Raw genomic sequence first — 18,256 nt, 5'->3', positions numbered from 1 at the left:
ACCCCGCGTTAGTACTTCCAGACTGCGTCTCTGGCTCGATGCGTGATATCTGGGTGCTACTACGAGAGACTCCGGTTGATGATTGCTTCATAGCTGTTTTCCCTCCGTGCTGACTGCTTCGGAGATCCGAATCTGTTCGGCCCGGTGGCTCCGGTGGGGGCGGAGGATCTGTTCGAGCCGCGCTCTCTGTGGCCCCTTTTGTGACAGGACGTTCCTGCGTTCTTCGGGATCACGACCCAGATTGTAGAGTTCGTCGCCGGACTCGGTTCTGATCAGCTTCCAGTTGCACGTGGTAACTGCGTCCGTCGAGCCATCGTCCGTCCCGCAGACGACAGCATCGGTCGTGAACGCTGTCGGATCGAACGTCGCGGGTGTCGTCACTGCTTCGACGAGTTCTGGTAACCGTTTGAGTGGCAGTGGCTCCGAGAGAGTGTCTGCTGTGGGGACGTTGTGAACGACGAGTGGTACGCGAACGTTTTCCTGATACAACTGTTGTTTGTGCCCATAGGTCCCGTGTTCGCCGAACGCTTCGCCATGATCCGAGTGAACGATGGTGACTGGCTCGTCAGCTGCCGTGTCATCGAGTAGCTTTGTTAAAAACCGGTCGACAGACCGAACACTATCGTTGTAAGCGCGCCGCAATCTGGAGTCCACCCAGTCTGGAATATCACCGTTGTTCGCCAGTTCTCGGAAAGAAGCGTAGTACATCCCTGCGGCAGAACTCTCCTCGCGGTCCCGCTCCGAGACGATATACGGCTGATGTGTGTCGAGCAAAAACACCCACAGAAAGTACGGCTCGGGCGCTCCAGCAATCCTGTCACTGATCGTCTCGTAGAAGTCCGTCCAGCGGATGAACCACTCGCGTTTGTTGAACCAGGACAGCCGTTCGCCGAGTGCTGTGTTCTTTAACAGAAAGTCAGCGGCCCGAAACGTCGGTGGGCCATACTCCTCCAATGTCTCGCCGTTGATCTCGATGAATTCGTCGAAGCCCCTGTCGAACGCAGTGTCCTGCGTCCAGGGGTTTACTGTCACACCGATGGTGTGGTAGCCACGGTCCTGGAGTTGTTCCGGCAGTGTCTCGTGGCGCTGCATGTGTTTGCGGATGACCGACCTGCGGCGTTCCCAGAAGTCACCCGGTTCAGTACAGACCGGTGCAAGGTGCTCACCTGTGAAGATGGCCGGCATCGACGACGGTGTCCGTGGCCCAGGCGCAACGGCGTACTCGTACTCGACGCCCTCCTCGGCGATCCGCCGTAGTGTGGGTGCGCGATCACGGCCCGCGCTATCCGGACCGCAGTGATCGGCCCGGAGACTGTCGAGCGTCACGAGTACGATGTTTTCACTCACGACCTGTCGACCTCCTTTGCAGCCGTGGTCAGACGGCCCTGTTCGGCACTGTGTTCCAGCGCCTGGTCGAGGACCGTCCGACACACCCGCTCGAGCGGTTCGTTCTGGAGAGCTGTTTGCTCGTCGTACTGTAGATCGTACAGTTCCGTGCTGTTGTCGCGCTGAATGTATTTCGCCCGACGGCCGCGAGCAGCGTGGGAGTCGCCGCTTTTCGTCCGCGAGATGGCAAACGGCTTCCCTAGGTCGGGAACAGTCCCGTCGACCGCCAGCCCAGTGATCAGTTCCGGGATCGACCGCAAGGAAACAGGCTCGGTGATCCGTCCGGAGGGACCACCGCTGACCACGAGCGGGACCCGAATATTCTCCTCGTAGAGGCAGTCCTGGTGTGTGTAGGTCCCGTGCTCACCGAAGGCCTCCCCGTGATCACCAGTGACGACGATCAGTGGATCGTTGAGATCAGCCTGCAGTCTGGCGAAGAACTGATCTGTGTACCGGACTGCATCGTCGTAGGCCGCAGAGAGCTGTTCGTGGATCCGGTCACTGTAATTCTCCTGTGTCTCTGTGTAGAGTCGGAGGTTCGCCTCGTACTCTCGCAACCGGGACTGTGAACGGAACTGATCTGTTGGCAGGTAGGGGAAGTGAACGTCGAGTAGGAACACCCACAGGAAGTACGGCTCGGGGGCCTGGGTTGCCCACGCGACGATATCGTCGTAGAACGCTTCCCAGGGTTTGAACACGTTCTCCCGCTGCAGCCAGCTCAAGACGAGACGAACAGCCGAAGAGAGTGTCGATCCATCGCCGGAGAGCATCTGCTTGAACAGTTTGCTCGACACGTCTTCAGACATGTAGTCACGGTAGTGATCGAACCCGGTGTCGAATCCGAAGTACCGCGATGTCCAGGGATTCGGCGTGAAGCCTGCGGTAGTATAGCCCTGTCGTGAAAGCAGTGCCGGCAGCGAGTCACGCGTCTGCATGTGCTGGCGGATCTGACTCCGCGCCGAGCCAAGTTCCGGCGTTCCGCCCGGACTGTCATCGTCGACAGCAAGCGGGTACGTCCCCGTGAACATAGCGGGCAACGATGCGGGGGTGACCGGCCCCGGTGCGATTGCGTTCTCGATTACGAACCCGTCGGTAGCCATCGAGTCGAGCGTTGGGGTCGTCGGCTCGTCGTATCCCATAAAGCCACACCGGTCGGCACGGAGACTGTCGACGGTAACGAACACGATGTTTTCGCCGCCTGCTCGCGGATCAGACATCGGCGATCACCGTTTCGTAAAAGCCCTCCAGTGATTGAGCGATCCGGTTCCAGTCGTGGTCTCGTTCGATCAGTTCGCGCGCATTCTGCCGGTAGTTTGCCTGCTGGTCGGGGCTGTCGAGGAGATCAACAACGGCTGTGGCAAACGCGTTCGGGCTATCGTTGGCAATAGAGAAGTGCGTTCCATCTTTGCCGTCGATCCCCTGAACGCCGAGCGACGTCGAGACGAGCGGTTTGCCCATCGCCATCGCGTGGAGTGCCTTCATGCGAATGCCTGTTCCGACACGGATCGGTAACACGACGACGGCTGCCCTGGCGACGTGTACACCGAGATCCTCCACGAAGCCAGTGACGTTTACGCTCTCCTGGCTATCGAGGTCCCGGATCTCTTTCGATGGATCCTTGCCGACCACGTCGAAGGTTACTCCCGGCCGTTGCTCACGGATTAGGGGCAGAACCTCCCGAGCGAACCAGCGTACACCATCCTCGTTTGGGTGGTAATCCATACTCCCGAAGAAGGTGATGACTGGCGACTCTGGATCGTGGTCGAGCAGATCGAACTCGGAGGGGTCGACGCCCGCTGGAAGCACATCGATGTTCGGTGTCGCCCCATCCGAGAGCAACCGTTCGCGGTCCTCCGGTGTAATCGTCAGTGAGAGATTACTCGCGGTCGGGATCGACCGTTCGTACGATTTCGTCTTGTAGTACTGGAGGTAGGCGTAGGCCGCCTTCGCGGGGTTATCGGTGAATCTGGCAAACTGTCTGTAGATGTCGTATTTGACGTTGTTGAACCGGATCACGGTCGGTGCTTCAACCGAATTTCCTCTTGCGAGAAACGACGTCTGGAGGGCGTGGAGGTGGACGACGTCGGCGTCTTTGGACTGTTCGCTGACAGTCGTACGGAACTTGTCTCTGTCTGCTTTCATTACGGGTAATGGATCTCGTGAGACTAGATTCCGGGCTAGATTTGTCGGCGTACGGTTTGGCAGCCCGGAAACGGTGTGGATCGTACAGTCGACGGACTCGGCCATCTCGGCGGCGAGAGATGGATCATCGCTGTAGCTCACCAGATCGACAGTATGGCCCGCCGCGTCGAGCCCCTCGATCAGTTTGTACGTTTCCCGTTTCCCGCCGGCCAGAGGTGGGTACGGCAGCCGGTGGGTACAGAAACAGACGTTCATGAACGACCCTCTGTTATATTGTTTGCGGCGGTCCGCACTGCCCGGCCTTCGGCCATATTGGCGTCGACCTGTTGCAGACGTCCCTCGCAGATCGCACGCAGGTCCTCGTTTTCGCACTGTTCGTGTTCCCCGTGGCGCAGATCGTACATCTCGGGGCCACTCTCCGAGTGGATGTACTTGAGGCGACGACCGCGGAGCGCGACACGCTCACGCTTTGCTGTGCGGCTCACTGCGAACTCGGTTCCAAGGGCTGCGGGATCGAACTGCTCTTCGGCCAACTGTACCGCAAGCGTGGGGACAGACCGTAGCGAGACTGGCCGTTCGATCACTCTCGATGGGACGCCGCTGACCACCAGAGGGACGTGGATATTTTCCTCGTACAGGTACGGCTCGTGCCCGTAACTACCGTGCTCGCCGAAGGCCTCTCCGTGGTCTGCGTGTACTACGATGGCGGTGTCGTCATCGGTGACGGACTCAATGTGCTCAAAGAAAGCGTCCGTGTACCGGATAGTATCTACATACGCCTGCCGCAACCGTTCGAGTACTGATTGGTCAAGCGCCGATTCGTTGTCACCCCGCCAGAATGCCACGTTCGCGCGCAGTGTCCGCCACCAGCTCTGGTGACGGTAACTCCGTGGTGCCATGTACGGCACATGTGGGTCCATCATGTGTATCCAAGCGAAATATGGCTGCTCCGTGCTCTCGATCCACCTGGAAACGCTCTCCGCGTACGCCTCCCAAGGTTTGAACACTTCCTCCTGCCGGATGAGATTCACGAACATCCGGGTCGCCTGTACGGCATCGCTGTTCGGGGAGAACCGCTGGAGAAGCCCATCTCCCGCGGTCCGTATGCCCGAATTGGTAAAGTCCTCGAAGTTGTCGAAGCCAGCGTCGAACCCGAAGTACTGCGAGGTATACGGGTTCGGTGTGAACCCAGCTGTCGCATATCCCCGACGTGATAGTCGCTCGGGGATCGTTTCCCGAGTTGTCATGTGCCGCCGGATGCGGGTGCGCGCCTCGTCGACATCGGATGGATCGATGGTTTCGACTGGGTATCTGCCGGTGAAAACCGCTGGCATCGACTCGGGCGTCGAGGGGCCCGGTGCGATTGCACTCTCGAAGCGTGCGCCATCTGCAGCCATCCTGTCGAGTGTCGGTGTGGTTGTCTCTCCAGCGGTCATGAACGAACAGTGATCTGCTCGAAGACTGTCGACTGTTACGAGTACGATGTTCCGTCTCATATCAACTCTAGCAACTCCTCCGGGTGGTCACTGATCGTCCGTCGTTCGGCTTCCGCCTGAACATGGTTGGTTACGATATCATCGAAGACCGCCGCTTGATCAGGGTGTTCGTCGTGTACGTTCACCTGTTCGTCCGGATCAATCTGGAGGTTGTACAGCTCGGTACGCTCCGGGTCTCCAATATACTTCCCTTGCTCGGTGCGTACCGATATCCGCCGTTTCCCCTCAGCGAATACTTTCGAAATGGCCCACGGGTCGTCGTCGATTTCCTCGGTGAGCAGATTCGATCCGGCGAACTCGTTCGGTGCATTCGCGAGGTCGGCAATTGTCGTCGCGAGCGACCTGAGAGAGACCGGCTGACTGACCGTTCGAGACTCGCCAGCGTTAGCGATTACAAGCGGGACGTGTATCAGCGACTCGTAGAGATATGGCTGGTGGCCATACCGGCCGTGTTCCCCAAACTCCTCGCCGTGGTCTGCGTGGATGATAAAGACTGGATCATCATCGCTTAAATCGCGCCGGAGCTGTTCGACGAACCGGTCTCCGTGTCGGATTGCATCGTCGTACAGATCAATGAGCCGCTGGTGCTCGCGCTCCGAGTACTCCGGCTCCCACCCGCTCGATAGCATCTCCCAGTAATGACTGAACGAGCGATAGACATCTGTTCGCGAACTCCACTGCTGACCTTCTTTCGGTGGCATCCACGGATGATGCGGTTCGAGTAACAGGATCCACAAAAAATAGGGCTCTTCAACCTGTTCACGCCACTCCAAAATATTCTGGTAGTAGTCGTTCCAGGGACGGAGGACCTCTTCCCGTTGCACCAGGTTCCGAAGCAGTCGGAGATACGTCGCCGGGCCGCCGTCTTTTATCGACCGGTCGAGCACTCTGTGCCAGAGCCGTTCGAGTATCCCCCGATCCTGATGGAGGAAATCTTCGAACCAGTCGAACCCGTCGTCGAATCCAAAATAGGACGAGGCAGGAGGGTTTGGTGAGCAGGCACCTGTACTGTAGCCCGCTTCAGAGAGGGCCTCGGCGATCGTTCTCCGTAATGTGACCTGCTCACGCTGCTGAGTGTCGAACCCGATCTCTGGACTGGCAAGTGAGTATTCACCGGTCATCACACTGGTCATCGAGGCAATTGTCGGGACGCCTGCTGCAATCGCGTTTTCGAACACGATACCGTCCCTGGCCAGATCGTCGAATCCGGGCGTTGTCTTGCGGTCGTATCCCATAAACGAACAGTGATCTGCCCGGAGACTATCCTGCGTAACCAGCACAATATTTCGTGCCACTGTTGACTACTGGACTCGTGGGATGTGTTCGTGTAAAGTTATTATCTTTTTACTGATTCTCAGCAACCAACAGACATAATGGATAGCTGACCGAACACGCTCCCGATGGGAAACCGTTCGGTAGAACTGCTCGATTCCGACACCGACACAGAGTCGGTAGTGATGAAACTCCTCGCTGGTGCAATCGTGTTGTCAGTTCTGTTCATCGTTGTGTTCACGCTCCTGCCGACAGGAGCGCCCAACACGACGGAGTTCTACCTTCTCGGGGAGGATGGAATCGCCTCCGGGTACCCTGAAAATGTCACTGTCGGCGAACAGTCGACAGTGCAGGTCGGTATCGGCAATCTGGATAATAATCACCATACCTACACTCTCGTCGTTCGGACGAACGAAACGTCGTTCGTTTCCGACACTGTCAGTGTCCCGCCAGATGGGCGCTGGGAGGAACCTGTCTCGGTCACCTTCGACTCGGCCGGGCAGAAGCGCCTGCTGTTCGAACTGTACGAGGGTGAGTCAACCGATGGGGAGCCCCACCGCGATCTCCAACTGTACGTAGATGTCCAGCATCAGTAAATGTCCGATATGAGATGTATGATACAACTAACAGATTCGAGGAACGAACGACTATCGGTGTGTATTTTGGGGGCTAGCATCACACGGGCAGGAACTGATTAGCGTAATTCAGACCGGTGAATCGGTTCATGCATACGCTTTCGCATATGGCCTGGGGTGTTTCGAAACATCTGGCATTCGGATATCTGCTGTATTCGATCATTCACCACTGGCGAGGCAGTTCACCGGACTGGAATACAGTCAGCGTGTTGCTGTTTGCGACAATCTGTCCGGACCTGATCGATAAACCACTCGTGTTTAGCGGTTTTCTCAACTATGGACGGGGATTCGCCCACTCACTTCTCGTCGCGCTCCCGATAATTCTGTTCGCTCTGTTTCTCACGCGCCGACTGAACCGTGGTGAACTGGGTACTGCGTTCGCCATCGGCTACCTGTCACATGTGCCGGTCGATCTGTACGGGCCACTACTGACAGGGAGGACAACTATGGATACGGCGTTTCTCTTCTGGCCGGTGCTCGTAGAGCACTCACTCGGTATCCAGACACCGGAATTCTGGCTTTCTAGATCCGTTCTCTTTCTCATAATCCTCTTCTCAGCGTTCGTGCTGTGGCTCTACGACGGCATGCCTATTGTGGCCGACATCCTTCGATTTCTAACGGACACTCGCACAGGATAATGAAGATTTAGCACCGGTCCCGCGCAAGCCTACCAAGATATCTGACAATATTTATATTCTTGTCACTACCATGTGCAAACTGATGACACTCGCGACAATCGCCTACTCCGAGACGTTTCCAGGGGATTCGATCTCGTATCTGGGTGGTGACACAGCCGGGATATACGTCACTACAATCCTTGCGTTCCTTCTGGCTTATCTGACAGTTGTCAAAGCAAGCAAACGCGATTTCCGAGAGATCCAACTGCTGCTGGCCATAACGAGCATCCCGCTGCTGTTTACCTTCGGGAGCATCATTATCACCGAATCGCTCAAGACGCTCCAATTTATATAGCCCGTAACTCAGAAGGAAACAAACTCGAGGACAGGCTGTAAATCAGTGATCCACACGAAGACGTACTGCTGGATCTGGTCAGTGATAGTCTGTAGCAGCTCACTCGTGGAGGTTCCGCGCAGTGGGATAATGCCATAGAGGTAGACGTTTCCCAGCCCGTGTACGACAGAGACGAGCAGGAAACTATCAGTCAGGTCGTACAGAATACCCAAAAAGAGCCCGACGCCACAACCGAACAGAATCATCGTCGTGTCTCCGTGAACCAAATGCACACCCCCATATATCGCGCTCGCAAGCAGGAGTCCCAAAACGATTCCGAGTCGTCTCTCCAGTACTTTCTGGAGGATCACCCTGAACAGGAGTTCCTCGACGAATCCGACAAAGACGATCATGACAACTGCAAGCTGCACTGTCTGTGAGAAGCCAAGCCTGGGAACGAGCGGGGACGGAGTCAGGAGATTGTACTCGACTTCTGCTAGGTACACCGTTGCAAGAAACAGAGCAGTGAGTAACGCCACGAGGACAACTGGGACTATCACGATTACACACGCGCGCGAACCCCAGTGTGCAACTGATTCACGCGTCGACATCCCCTCCGGAGGCGTGAAGAACTGGCGGCCTTTCCGGACCACCCACCTGAGTTTCCCACCTCTGTTACCGCCTATCCACCATGGCAACTCCTGACCGACTCGCCAGAGACGGGTCGTCCCCCCATCGTTGCTGACGGCTTCGGATTGCGGGATTAGGTGTGCGGGCGCTGGACCGCTACTGAACGACTCCCACCCGAAGTAAAAAAATACTGGAATGAAGGGGCCGTAGATTAGCGTGAACCACTCCAGCGTTGGCTCTCCGAAAATCGGCATCGCAAAATTGACGAGACGGAACACCGGAATCAACGCGAAGGCCTGAAACAGCGGTGTCTCACTTTCCAGTTGCAGTGGCGCCAGAGAAAGAACCGCCAGCAGGACGGCATATGCTGCTATCGAATACTGTATGTCTCCATAAAATAATGGAATCTCGCAGAGAACAATCCCGATAGACAGAAGAAAAGCCAGCACGATGTTCCAGAAGGGCACTTGCGGGCGGTAGAATTCCATACCGCGAATCGCTTCTCAAGATATTTAATTATTAGTCATTTATCAGATCCTCGTCCGGGCCCATTGAGGTCGGTCCGGAGGTGTACAGTCCCCTGTCATCCTCGGATGGGGTTGTTGCGATGTCGTCAACGGTAGGAGCGCATGCTGGGACCAGACGCGATTGTCATAACAGCGTTGTTGATACTATACACAGATTATTCATATTTTCCACATTCCTGTTAATGCCCTAAACATGCCTAATGTTACTGTGTCAATTCAAGTTGGGCAATATGGTATATGTGACAGTATCGGCTCATCAGACTCGGATACGCGGAGGCTACAGATATCCCAGTCCTCGCAACCGTTCCTCTACGTTCGCTTCGTGCTTGTTCTGGATTAGTTGGGGCTCATACTCATTTTCGTCAGTCGCAGTTGTAACCGACCACGGGACGTTTTTTACTACAGGATGCAGGCAGCCGGCAGGATGATCGTAAATTCCCCACTCTCCCAGCGCATCGCCGTGGTCAGCAGTTATGATAACTTTCTCAGCGTCGTGATTTTCGAGCAGTACGGCGACATCGTTCAATACGAGCCGAAGATTCTCCCGGTAGGCATCCCAGAACGCGTCGCGGGAGATCTCTCCTCTGCGAAGTGCATCGACGACCGTTGTTTCGTTCTCCCGTCCGAACGGATCTGCTGCGAAATGTTCGGAGACATCATCTGATATGAATGGGTGGTGGGGCTGCATATAGTGGACGATCATCCGGTCAGGCTGCTGGTCCCGTGCGACAGTTATCGCCCGATCTGTCACGGGTCGAGGCGGGACAATTCCGAGCGTATTGTCCCAGGCGTACCGCCAGACTTCGTCGAGTTCTAAGAACTGATCTGTCGACAGGACTCGTTCGGAGAATATATTCGACGTTACATAGGCTGTCTGCCGCGTCTCTTCTGCATATTCTTCGGTAAACGTCTTTTCCATCCACTCTTCGGACATACTCCCGACGGACTCGAAGGAACCGACGGGTCCTAAAAACGAGTATTCGTCCGCAACCTCACGCAGCAGATCGACCCGGCAGGCGTCGAGGATTACGAGTGTGTCCCACTCTCGCTCGTAGATGTTTGTTCCCCGGGGAACGTGCCAGCCCAGATACCGCCACATCCCACTGTAAAGATCATCCAGACTATCGGTGGCCCCTGCGCGTCCATCTTCGTCTATGCGTGCGTAGGATCGCTGTATCCAGTCGGTAAGGCCCATTGTCAGCTTTTTTGTCAGAATGTTACTTACGGTTTTGCCCTAGTTTCGAAGAGTGGTTATCGGAGAGAAGGGGGACGCATCATAAAAGAATGGGCTTACAACTGTTTGATAGGAACCTGTTCACGTGCCGCTCGTTCAAGATCGGTAATTTCGCATAGATGGTTTCTATACTGGCTTTCCAAGCTTTCGATACCGATTTCAATCCCATCCTGCTCACCTGGATCTGTTCGCAGGTTATAGAGTCGGCTTCTCTCATCCTTCCCGAGATAGTACTTCCATCCCGAACCGCGGACACAGATATCCCCACGTTCAGAAATCGCATACGTCTGGTCTGTCGTAAATGCCGATAGATCGATTTCACCATTGCACAGAGACGTGATCAGACGGGGAATCACTTGAAGTGATACCGGATTTTCGACACGCGTCCTGTTTCCGATGTTTCCTACGAGAAGCGGAACACGAATATTCTCTTCGTAAAGTGCACCGCCGTGTCCATACTGTCCGTGTTCACCGAAGGCTTCACCGTGGTCAGAGTGGAGAACATACGCTGGATCAAAAGGCCTCAGTTCGTTTCGGATCCTCTCCAGACAGTCGTCGAAACCCTTGACCGTCCCATTATAAAGTGTCCGCAATGTTTCGTCATCACGCTCCGACGGCGTGCTATCAGAAAGATTGCTGGCACGCCAGTTCGCTCGGTATCGTCCGATTATTCCCGTCCCATCATGGTATCGAGTCGGTGGACGGTACGGCCAGTGGGGGTCCAGAAACATCATCCAGAGAAAGAAAGGTTCGGAAGCATCTTCGAGTTCCTCTATTGCTCGCGACACGACAGTAGAACAGCTCACTGAAACATCACCCAGTCCGAGCATATTGCTTGCGAACCGGAGGCCACCGACAAACTCACCGTCGGCCCACCGCGAGACAATCCGACTGCGCAAGCCGCCGCCAAATCCCGAAGAGTCGAAGAAGTCGACAAACTTGTCGAACCCAGTGTCGAAACCGAACTGTCGTGAAGTGAATGGGTTCGGTGTCACCCCGATCGTCGTATAGCCTCGCTCACGTAACCGCTCGGCCAGTGGTCGGTGGGCTCGCACATGCCTCTTGATCCGTTCGCGTTTGTTGATTCCACCTTTGGGACCGGATGGTCCCGGTTGGATTCCAGTAAAGATTGCAGGCATCGATTCGTATGTTGCCGGACCTGGAGCGATTGCGTTTTCGAACCGGCAGCCGGAGTCAGCCAGGGCGTCAATCGCTGGTGTTGCCAGACTCTCATCATAACAGTAGTCCGCACGCAAACTGTCGACACTGAGCATAACGATATTTCTGCCAGTAGGAGTTTCTGTCATATGTACTGCTCTCGCAACGGTAACGTTCAATACGAGTTAATTTATACCTTTGTTCTGATTACCAGATCTCAAACAGAACCTCGAATATACTTCTGATCTTTACTGGTTTCAGCGAAAGAACACTGTTGATTGTCGGATTTCACAACAGAGGCCGAACCTTAGATTCCGAAGGCGACACTTCTGGGAAAAAACAGGAGGGATGTATTCAAATATAACCAAGTTCTTCGAGTCGTGATCTGGTTGCCTCGTCAACGTCTTCACAGACAGAGGAGGAGTCCTGTCGCTGGAACTGTTCGATGTCTTCGCTGAAAAACTCGCCAGTCCACGCAGGTTTTGAAACCTCCTCTGCTGTCGTCCGATGTTGCCAATTTGGTCGTTCGTGATCTAAATCGTATTCGTCAACCGTCCCAAGGGAGTCCCAGATCCATTTCCGAGTATCGTCGTAAACACACCTGAGCGCGCGCTCCCAGTAACGCCGTTCATCATCCGCCACGTCGGGGGAGTTTGTAGTCGTGATACGCTCTGCGGCTATCCGATCGCTGAATACGTCTGGCGTCCGACCGGCGGCCACCCCGGCGATAAGCGAACCGAGTTCCGTCTGAGACATGTACTCCGTCTCCGTCTTATCGTATCCTTCCGGCGGATTCACCAGGGTCAAGGGAACGTGCAAGAGTCCTTCTGAGAGACTACTCGTGTGTCCAATCATCCCACCGTCCGCCGGATAGCCGAGGTTTTCACCGTGATCCGCAGTAATAATAAACGTGGTCTCTCGGTCTGTCGCGGCTTGGACTCGTTCAATGAACTCGGCTACCTGTCGATCCAGATAATCGATGGCTGCTGCATACAGGTCACGGAAGTGTTCGACAGTTTCCTCCTGTCCATCGATTCCGTTTCTATTGATGTCCCACTGATTTAGCCCGTTGTTGGAACTCCAGTCGTTGGGTGCGTCGTACAACGATCCATTGTATTTGCGGACTGGCTGGTGTGGTGTATGTGCTTCCATGAGATTCATGAACAAGAAAAACGGTTCCGTTCCAGCCGAGACGCGTTTCCGAGCTGTCTTGAGTGCAGACTCACCGCCATCGTCGAGCAATTTTGGAACGGGCAGTTTCGAGAACATCATGTCGAGCTGGGCCATTGCCCCGTTCGAGATAGTTGCGAGTGTGTGTTCGTGTGATATCGCGGTTTTCAGGAACGTGGTGTAGAAGGATAACCCATCTGCGTCGGTCATCGTTACGAATTCGCGCGCGTCCAGTCCCTCGGGAAACCGTCGTGTCCAAGAGATATCGACGAACTCGTCGAACAGTTTGTCGAACCCGAATGGCTCTCCTGCAAATGTATTTGTACTCACACCGATGGTTCTGTAGCCTGGAATGTCCCCGAAAAACGTTTTCGTCTCATCGAGCTGGGAATAATCGACGGCTGTGCTGTGGATGCCGTGTTCGTGCGGGAGTTCTCCCGTCAGGATACTAGCGTGACTCGGCACGCTGCAAGAACTGGCTGCGCGACACTGTGCGAACGAGACTTCACTCATCGATTTAAGACGTGTTGCGTGCTTCGAAAAATAGTCCTGACGTACCGTGTCGAGGATTATGAGCGCAACGTTACGGGTCATTGCACTGATTTATTCTTGCAGTGTTAAGAAGATACCGAGCGAATGGTCAACTATCACCGTGTTTGCCCCTCTATTCCCCGGTAGCCATCGACCAGGCCACGCAGTATCGCTGTCGCTACGTCCCGCTGGCCCCACCATAGAAATCTCGCCGCGAGCAGGACTCTCGTCACTGGGTACAGAGACTCGAATAGCAGCCTGCCAGCGCCGCGCAGGTGTTCATCTCCGACCAGTACGCGGTTTCGAGTTAGGTAATACAGCTGGAATGCACGGCTGGAACTAGCATCTGTGTCGTGTTTGACATGGGCATCCGAGGCGATGACAGCCGTCTCGTCACGTTCCCGACACCACATCGCCAGTTCGATCTCCTCACAGTACATGAACAGCGAATCGTCAATGTAGTGTCCGGCGGTTTCCTTCCGTTCCCGCAGCAGGTCACTCGCGAGAAGGACACCACCGCCTTCAACCCTGTCCGTTTGCCACCATCGGTGATCGGGACTTTTTTTTGGAAAATAGCTGACTGGGAGGTTCTCTCTGTATCCCGAATAGAAGAACATATCCGGGTACTTGCTCGGTGAGGAGTTGACAACATCTGAACAGCCGTGGGTAATTGACGCGCCGACAACCCGGGCGTTAGCCTCGGTTGACACAGTAACAAGTTCGTCGAGCGTATCAGGGGCGACAACAGCATCGTTGTTCAATAGTAGTACAAACTCAACATCGTTTGCTAGTGCATACCCGATACCGGTGTTACAGCCACCGCCGAAACCCTCGTTCGTATCGTTGAACACGACGTCACACCACTCGAATTCTTTCTTGAGTCGTTCCCCAGACTCGTCAGTGGACCCGTTGTCGACGACAACCACCTGATAGGAGGGGTAGGAGAGCTCCGAGAGCGACTCCAGACATCTAGCGGTGTCATCGTAGTTGTTCCAATTGACGATAACGATACCGACCTCCGGGAGCTCATCTGCTTGTCTACACATGTGTTCCTTTGTACTGATTGTATGCTGCCTGGTACAGCCGCGGTCCGAAAAACGAGAGACCTAGGGCGCCGAGATATTGCAACTGTGAATCTGCTTCGAAGGCCTCACGTAGATATCTGCGGCCTTTCACCATGTCCCCCGTTTTGATTGCACCGTGCCCAATAAAAAACAACTGCCGTGCGAGGGTTTCGCCGTTGAATCGGTCCCGGTGTTTCTCGATAATCCGTTCCCTGGCAAGAACGTTCGCGTCGTTGTTTGTACTGATACTGTCCTCCTGCAAATACGCCGTGACAAGCTGTTCGTCTACGAATTTGAACTCGTAGAACTCGGACATCCTGATCCACATCTCCCAGTCCGACAGCGGTGGCAACTCCTCGTCGAAGGTTCCAACTGTTTCAAAACACCTCTTTTTGACTGCCGCTGCCTGGGGGGTTACGAAATTATACCGCAGAATAGAGTCTTCAATGTTCCCTTCCTTGGGTTGGACACCCCGGCCAGGAATGTACTCCTCTGAGTCGGGGGACTCTTTGCGTGTGCCAGTGTATACTACGCCAACGTTCTCTGCACTGTTTTCGAAGGCATCGATCTGCTTTTCTAGCTTTCGTTCCTCCCACCTGTCGTCACTGTCCTGAAATGCAATAATATCGCCTTCTGCCGCTTTGATACCTGTGTTGCGGGCGGCAGCAGCACCGCTGTTCACGGCGTGTCTAATGTACTGGATCCGGTCGTCGTTCAACTGTTTGATGGTCTCGGCAGTATCGTCTGTTGACGCATCATCGACGACGATGAGCTCGTAATCCTCGTATGTCTGTTCGAGAACACTCCCAATCGATCGACCGAGCAAGTCTGCCCTGTTGTAGGTGGGAAGTACGACGCTCACCCTTACTAATCGACTATCCATCACTGAACATTACGAATTAAATGAAATTAAAACCCATACCCTGTCTGGACAGATTTGTTTGTTCGTCAGCCGAAAACCGGCCGCGGTTGCAGCGTAGATAAAATAGGGAACTAATAAACAAATACTCAGAGAGTGCTACAATGACTCTGTGAAGATTCTACACGTCTACGATGGACACGAAAAGGTCCACCACGGGCAGGGATCGTTACCGCGTATCATCTGGAACATCGCTCGACGAACCGCCGACCGGGGCCACGATGTCACAGTGATAGAACGACAGTGGGAGGGACTCCCGCCTGTCAGCGAACACGAGGGCGTAATTTTCCGACGGTTGTCACTAGGGACCGGCTCGGATGAACCCTGGGAGGAGGTGCCCTACGAGATGGTGTCGGGACTCGCCGGAGTCGGGAAACTCGTCGTCGACCGGACTAATTTCGCACTCAAAACGCTTCACATGTTACGCAATACAGAGTACGACGCTATCCACGTCTATCTCCCATTCTCGGCAAACGTGCTCGTCACGCTCTCACCCGGACTTCGCGAAAAGATGATCTACACAGCACAACTCGGTGAACTCCGACTGAACGCGTTGACGACCGACGAGGAGTCTGACCTTGAGGCGCCGTCGTTTCTCGAGTTTTTTTCACCGGATATCTATCTCGCGCGACGAACCGCGTACACGACTGTACTGAATCCTACTGTCAAGCGGATCTTCAGCGAGAATGGTGTTCAAAAAGAACAGATGATCCATATTCCGAATGGTGTCGATGTCCAGAAATTCGAGGCGATTTCAGAGGGAGATTGTGAGCGCGTCAGAGACACCTACGACCTCGGGGATCGCCCAGTCGTCTTTTTTGCAGGGACTGTCATGCCGCGAAAGGGGGTCGCGGAATTTGCCGAGGCAGCGGCCGAAGTGGTGGCTGCAGGCCATGACAGCGTCGAGTTTCTCATCGCCGGTGAAACCGATCTCGACGAAGAGTATATGAACCACGTTCGCACCATCATCAACGAGGCTGGTATCGAGGCCAACGTCACGTTCACGGGTTATCTGAACGACACTGATCTTCTCCCGCTCTACCGGACTGCGAGTGTTTTCGTCCTCCCGTCATTCGAGGAGGGATTCGGCATGGTCGTCTCTGAGGCGATGGCAGCCGGAACGCCACCGGTCGCTTCCCGTATCAGCGGTGTCAAACAGCAGATCAACGACAAGCAGACGGGCATACTGGTAGAGCCGGGGAACTCGAATGCTCTCGCGGATGCCCTTCTGGATCTGTTGGAGGATCCAGAGAAACGAGAGACGATGGGCGAGCGAAGCCAGCAACGCGCAGAACAGTTTAGCTGGGAACGGATCACAGACCAGTACATCGACCTTTATAAACGAGTGGCTGAATCAGCAGGCTAATTTTTATCAGCGTGTCATAGAAAGTCTACCAAGGGAGGTCGCAGGGGTTGGAAACTGTGTCCAGCAATACCAACGCCCTGCAAGACGTAGTCGGTAGACGACTTCTTGAATGTCGCGGCTACTGAAACGTACCGCTGTTTGAGCATCTCTCCTTTGAGTTTTTACTGGAGTACGACGTGTTCGTCCCCGCTCGTCGGGGGCGAACACGAGTTCACCAGCCACCAGACCCCTTTCAGGGCTTTCCGCACTGCTACCACGAGGATGTCTACGACACACGTCCGTTTGCACGGGAACTCCACACAACCTCGTCTGGTACTACTGCGGACTCGACAAACCGCCATCCACAGACATGACTGACTGGTTTCTCACCGACCTCGAACACTTCGTCGACGATATCTTTGAGAGACTCTTCGAGCAAGCCGCCACTCGCGGCCTGTCGACTCCACATATTCTATCGATTCGACGCACATGGAAGCGATTCAGTACAACGACGCAGCGTTGTGGAACTACGATCCAACAACTGAAGAACACTACTACGGCTTTGGCTGCACGGTCGTCTCAGCGGGCGCAAAGATCCCGATAGCAGCAGAGTTCACACAGGCCAAACAAGCAGAAGACGGCGATGCGCGTCACGTGTGACGCGCTCGCCGTCGATACACCAATCTGGATGCTTGGAGACAGCCCCTACGACATCCTTGATTGGGACGACCACTTACTGGAAGCAGGGGTCGTGCCAATCGCTCCATACAATCCGCAAAATACTGATGACCCAAAAGACATCGGGTACAGGGTCGAAGACTGAATCGAGGAAAACAGCGAGGACATTCAGCTGAAACAGTCCATCCTGGACGAGACGTATAACAACCGGACAGGAGTCGAACGAACCAAGGACTGCGGCCTCGGGCGCGGACGTGCTCGAGGCCGCGTCCACGCACCAACAGAAGTGTTCGTTGCACTGGGTTCCGGCTCGTCGTTGGATTCACTAACTACGAGCGAGGAAAGGAACCGGGCTGTGAGAAGCTATGAGATGGATTCTATGACCGCTATATTATATTTATTCTAAACTTCCATTAGTATCTTTTCTAATTTACGTGTCGCCTCTTTGTAAGAATATTTTCGGACATACTCATATCCTGAGCGTTGCAGTTCTTTTTTCTTTTTACGGTTATCAATCAGTTCACAAGTTGAGTCAATTAACGCTGACGTATCACGAGGCGGTACTATAGAGGCAATTGTGTCTGTAGGAAAATCTCTGATTCTACCAGTATTTGTCGCTACCACTGCGCATTTTGTTGCCATCGCTTCCAGAGGCGGTAGACCGAATCCCTCTACCCAACTTGGATAAACAAAGATATCTGCATTCGAATACAGTCTCCGTAATTCGTTGTCCGTCGGTCTTTCATAATATTTCACATACCCCGGAAGACAGGCGTCTGAAGGACCATACAGATGGATATTTACATTATATTTTCTATATATATATTCAATTATATATTTTACTTCATTTTTTCCTTTCCATGTCGCGTTTCGAAACGGGAGTAAAACGGTTTGAGTATTTGGAGTTGTCGAGTGATCCGGATCATAATAAAAAGTGTCATGGCCGATACTGTTGGGTATCACTCCAATAACTTCCTCGTCAAATTTATTTTGTACGTGTTTACCCCGAGGATTCTAGGGTCGGGACAGCAAACTCTCGTGAAACCATCTCGTTGTCTCGGACAACTCGCTTGAGTTCGTCGTAGGGATTGCGTCCCTGCTGGCTCCACGTCGCCAGC

Annotated in this window: 16 protein-coding genes and 1 pseudogene; 5 read left to right on the top strand and 12 right to left on the bottom strand. The window is 54.4% G+C overall.

Going from position 1 to position 18,256, the window contains the following annotated elements; all coding sequences use genetic code 11:
* Window positions 1-87: 87 nt before the first annotated feature.
* From EOW68_RS16405 to EOW68_RS16385, 5 genes are read right to left on the bottom strand one after another with little or no spacing between them, the layout of a single operon-like run.
* On the bottom strand, window positions 88-1,347 hold the full coding sequence (locus tag EOW68_RS16405; protein WP_431359008.1) for a sulfatase-like hydrolase/transferase: 1,260 nt from the start codon (window positions 1,345-1,347) through the stop codon (window positions 88-90).
* A complete protein-coding gene (locus tag EOW68_RS16400; RefSeq protein ID WP_128226249.1) occupies window positions 1,344-2,603 on the bottom strand; it encodes a sulfatase in 1,260 nt (419 codons plus the stop codon). The genes EOW68_RS16405 and EOW68_RS16400 overlap by 4 nt, the downstream gene beginning before the upstream one ends.
* Window positions 2,596-3,783 carry a glycosyltransferase gene (locus tag EOW68_RS16395; protein WP_128226248.1) on the bottom strand — a complete coding sequence of 396 codons (1,188 nt, stop codon included), beginning with the start codon at window positions 3,781-3,783 and terminating at the stop codon, window positions 2,596-2,598. The genes EOW68_RS16400 and EOW68_RS16395 overlap by 8 nt, the downstream gene beginning before the upstream one ends.
* Window positions 3,780-5,024: a sulfatase gene (locus EOW68_RS16390; RefSeq protein WP_128226247.1), complete on the bottom strand. Its 1,245-nt coding sequence runs from the start codon at window positions 5,022-5,024 to the stop codon at window positions 3,780-3,782. The genes EOW68_RS16395 and EOW68_RS16390 overlap by 4 nt, the downstream gene beginning before the upstream one ends.
* Window positions 5,021-6,319, bottom strand: coding sequence for a sulfatase family protein (locus EOW68_RS16385; protein WP_128226246.1), 1,299 nt, complete (start codon window positions 6,317-6,319; stop codon window positions 5,021-5,023). Before EOW68_RS16385 ends, EOW68_RS16390 begins: the two co-directional genes overlap by 4 nt.
* A gap of 105 nt (window positions 6,320-6,424) precedes the next feature.
* On the opposite strand from EOW68_RS16385, the gene EOW68_RS16380 reads away from it, so the two are divergent.
* The 3 genes from EOW68_RS16380 (at window position 6,425) to EOW68_RS16370 (ending at window position 7,903) form a co-directional block, all read left to right on the top strand.
* The gene (locus EOW68_RS16380; RefSeq protein ID WP_128226245.1) at window positions 6,425-6,892 is read left to right on the top strand and encodes a DUF1616 domain-containing protein; all 468 of its coding nucleotides are present in this window, start codon (window positions 6,425-6,427) and stop codon (window positions 6,890-6,892) included.
* Window positions 6,893-7,020: 128 nt separating this feature from the next.
* Entirely contained in the window at window positions 7,021-7,569 is a 549-nt protein-coding gene (locus EOW68_RS16375; RefSeq protein ID WP_128226244.1) for a metal-dependent hydrolase, read from the top strand.
* 82 nt (window positions 7,570-7,651) lie between these two features.
* Window positions 7,652-7,903 (top strand): hypothetical protein, encoded by a 252-nt coding sequence (locus EOW68_RS16370; protein WP_128226243.1) that lies wholly within the window; start codon window positions 7,652-7,654, stop codon window positions 7,901-7,903.
* Between the two features lie 8 nt (window positions 7,904-7,911).
* Here the strand turns inward: EOW68_RS16370 and EOW68_RS16365 are convergent, their stop codons facing one another.
* The 6 genes from EOW68_RS16365 to EOW68_RS16340 all read right to left on the bottom strand — a co-directional run bounded on the left by EOW68_RS16365 (window position 7,912) and on the right by EOW68_RS16340 (window position 15,058).
* Complete coding sequence (locus EOW68_RS16365; protein WP_128226242.1) at window positions 7,912-9,000, bottom strand: CPBP family intramembrane glutamic endopeptidase; 1,089 nt, start codon at window positions 8,998-9,000, stop codon at window positions 7,912-7,914.
* 316 nt (window positions 9,001-9,316) lie between these two features.
* Entirely contained in the window at window positions 9,317-10,234 is a 918-nt protein-coding gene (locus EOW68_RS16360) for an alkaline phosphatase family protein (RefSeq protein ID WP_128226241.1), read from the bottom strand.
* Window positions 10,235-10,329: 95 nt separating this feature from the next.
* Window positions 10,330-11,580: a sulfatase gene (locus tag EOW68_RS16355; protein WP_128226240.1), complete on the bottom strand. Its 1,251-nt coding sequence runs from the start codon at window positions 11,578-11,580 to the stop codon at window positions 10,330-10,332.
* Window positions 11,581-11,785: 205 nt separating this feature from the next.
* On the bottom strand, window positions 11,786-13,195 hold the full coding sequence (locus EOW68_RS16350) for a sulfatase-like hydrolase/transferase (protein WP_128226239.1): 1,410 nt from the start codon (window positions 13,193-13,195) through the stop codon (window positions 11,786-11,788).
* Window positions 13,196-13,248: 53 nt separating this feature from the next.
* Window positions 13,249-14,178, bottom strand: coding sequence for a glycosyltransferase family 2 protein (locus EOW68_RS16345; protein ID WP_128226238.1), 930 nt, complete (start codon window positions 14,176-14,178; stop codon window positions 13,249-13,251).
* Window positions 14,171-15,058, bottom strand: a complete 888-nt coding sequence (locus tag EOW68_RS16340; protein WP_431359007.1) for a glycosyltransferase family 2 protein — start codon at window positions 15,056-15,058, stop codon at window positions 14,171-14,173. Before EOW68_RS16340 ends, EOW68_RS16345 begins: the two co-directional genes overlap by 8 nt.
* A gap of 169 nt (window positions 15,059-15,227) precedes the next feature.
* Here EOW68_RS16340 and EOW68_RS16335 point away from each other — a divergent pair, with 169 nt between their 5' ends.
* Window positions 15,228-16,481 carry a glycosyltransferase family 4 protein gene (locus EOW68_RS16335; protein ID WP_128226236.1) on the top strand — a complete coding sequence of 418 codons (1,254 nt, stop codon included), beginning with the start codon at window positions 15,228-15,230 and terminating at the stop codon, window positions 16,479-16,481.
* A gap of 56 nt (window positions 16,482-16,537) precedes the next feature.
* Window positions 16,538-17,507: pseudogene (locus tag EOW68_RS16330) on the top strand (transposase).
* Between the two features lie 33 nt (window positions 17,508-17,540).
* Here EOW68_RS16330 and EOW68_RS16325 read toward each other — a convergent pair.
* A complete protein-coding gene (locus tag EOW68_RS16325) occupies window positions 17,541-18,101 on the bottom strand; it encodes a glycosyltransferase (RefSeq protein ID WP_431359006.1) in 561 nt (186 codons plus the stop codon).
* Window positions 18,102-18,256 lie beyond the last annotated feature (155 nt).

This window comes from Halovenus amylolytica (genome assembly GCA_004015825.1).
In the GTDB taxonomy this organism is placed as follows: domain Archaea; phylum Halobacteriota; class Halobacteria; order Halobacteriales; family Haloarculaceae; genus Halovenus; species Halovenus amylolytica.
This window is presented reverse-complemented; position numbering and strand designations above follow the sequence as displayed.

Bases quoted from the DNA above. Each gene is read 5' to 3' on its own strand.
- EOW68_RS16400 (WP_128226249.1), bottom strand. From the start codon at position 2,603: ATGTCTGATCCGCGAGCAGGCGGCGAAAACATCGTGTTCGTTACCGTC.
- EOW68_RS16395 (WP_128226248.1), bottom strand. From the start codon at position 3,783: ATGAACGTCTGTTTCTGTACCCACCGGCTGCCGTACCCACCTCTGGCC.
- EOW68_RS16390 (WP_128226247.1), bottom strand. From the start codon at position 5,024: ATGAGACGGAACATCGTACTCGTAACAGTCGACAGTCTTCGAGCAGAT.
- EOW68_RS16380 (WP_128226245.1), top strand. From the start codon at position 6,425: ATGGGAAACCGTTCGGTAGAACTGCTCGATTCCGACACCGACACAGAG.
- EOW68_RS16375 (WP_128226244.1), top strand. From the start codon at position 7,021: ATGCATACGCTTTCGCATATGGCCTGGGGTGTTTCGAAACATCTGGCA.
- EOW68_RS16370 (WP_128226243.1), top strand. From the start codon at position 7,652: ATGACACTCGCGACAATCGCCTACTCCGAGACGTTTCCAGGGGATTCG.
- EOW68_RS16365 (WP_128226242.1), bottom strand. From the start codon at position 9,000: ATGGAATTCTACCGCCCGCAAGTGCCCTTCTGGAACATCGTGCTGGCT.
- EOW68_RS16360 (WP_128226241.1), bottom strand. From the start codon at position 10,234: ATGGGCCTTACCGACTGGATACAGCGATCCTACGCACGCATAGACGAA.
- EOW68_RS16355 (WP_128226240.1), bottom strand. From the start codon at position 11,580: ATGACAGAAACTCCTACTGGCAGAAATATCGTTATGCTCAGTGTCGAC.
- EOW68_RS16350 (WP_128226239.1), bottom strand. From the start codon at position 13,195: ATGACCCGTAACGTTGCGCTCATAATCCTCGACACGGTACGTCAGGAC.
- EOW68_RS16345 (WP_128226238.1), bottom strand. From the start codon at position 14,178: ATGTGTAGACAAGCAGATGAGCTCCCGGAGGTCGGTATCGTTATCGTC.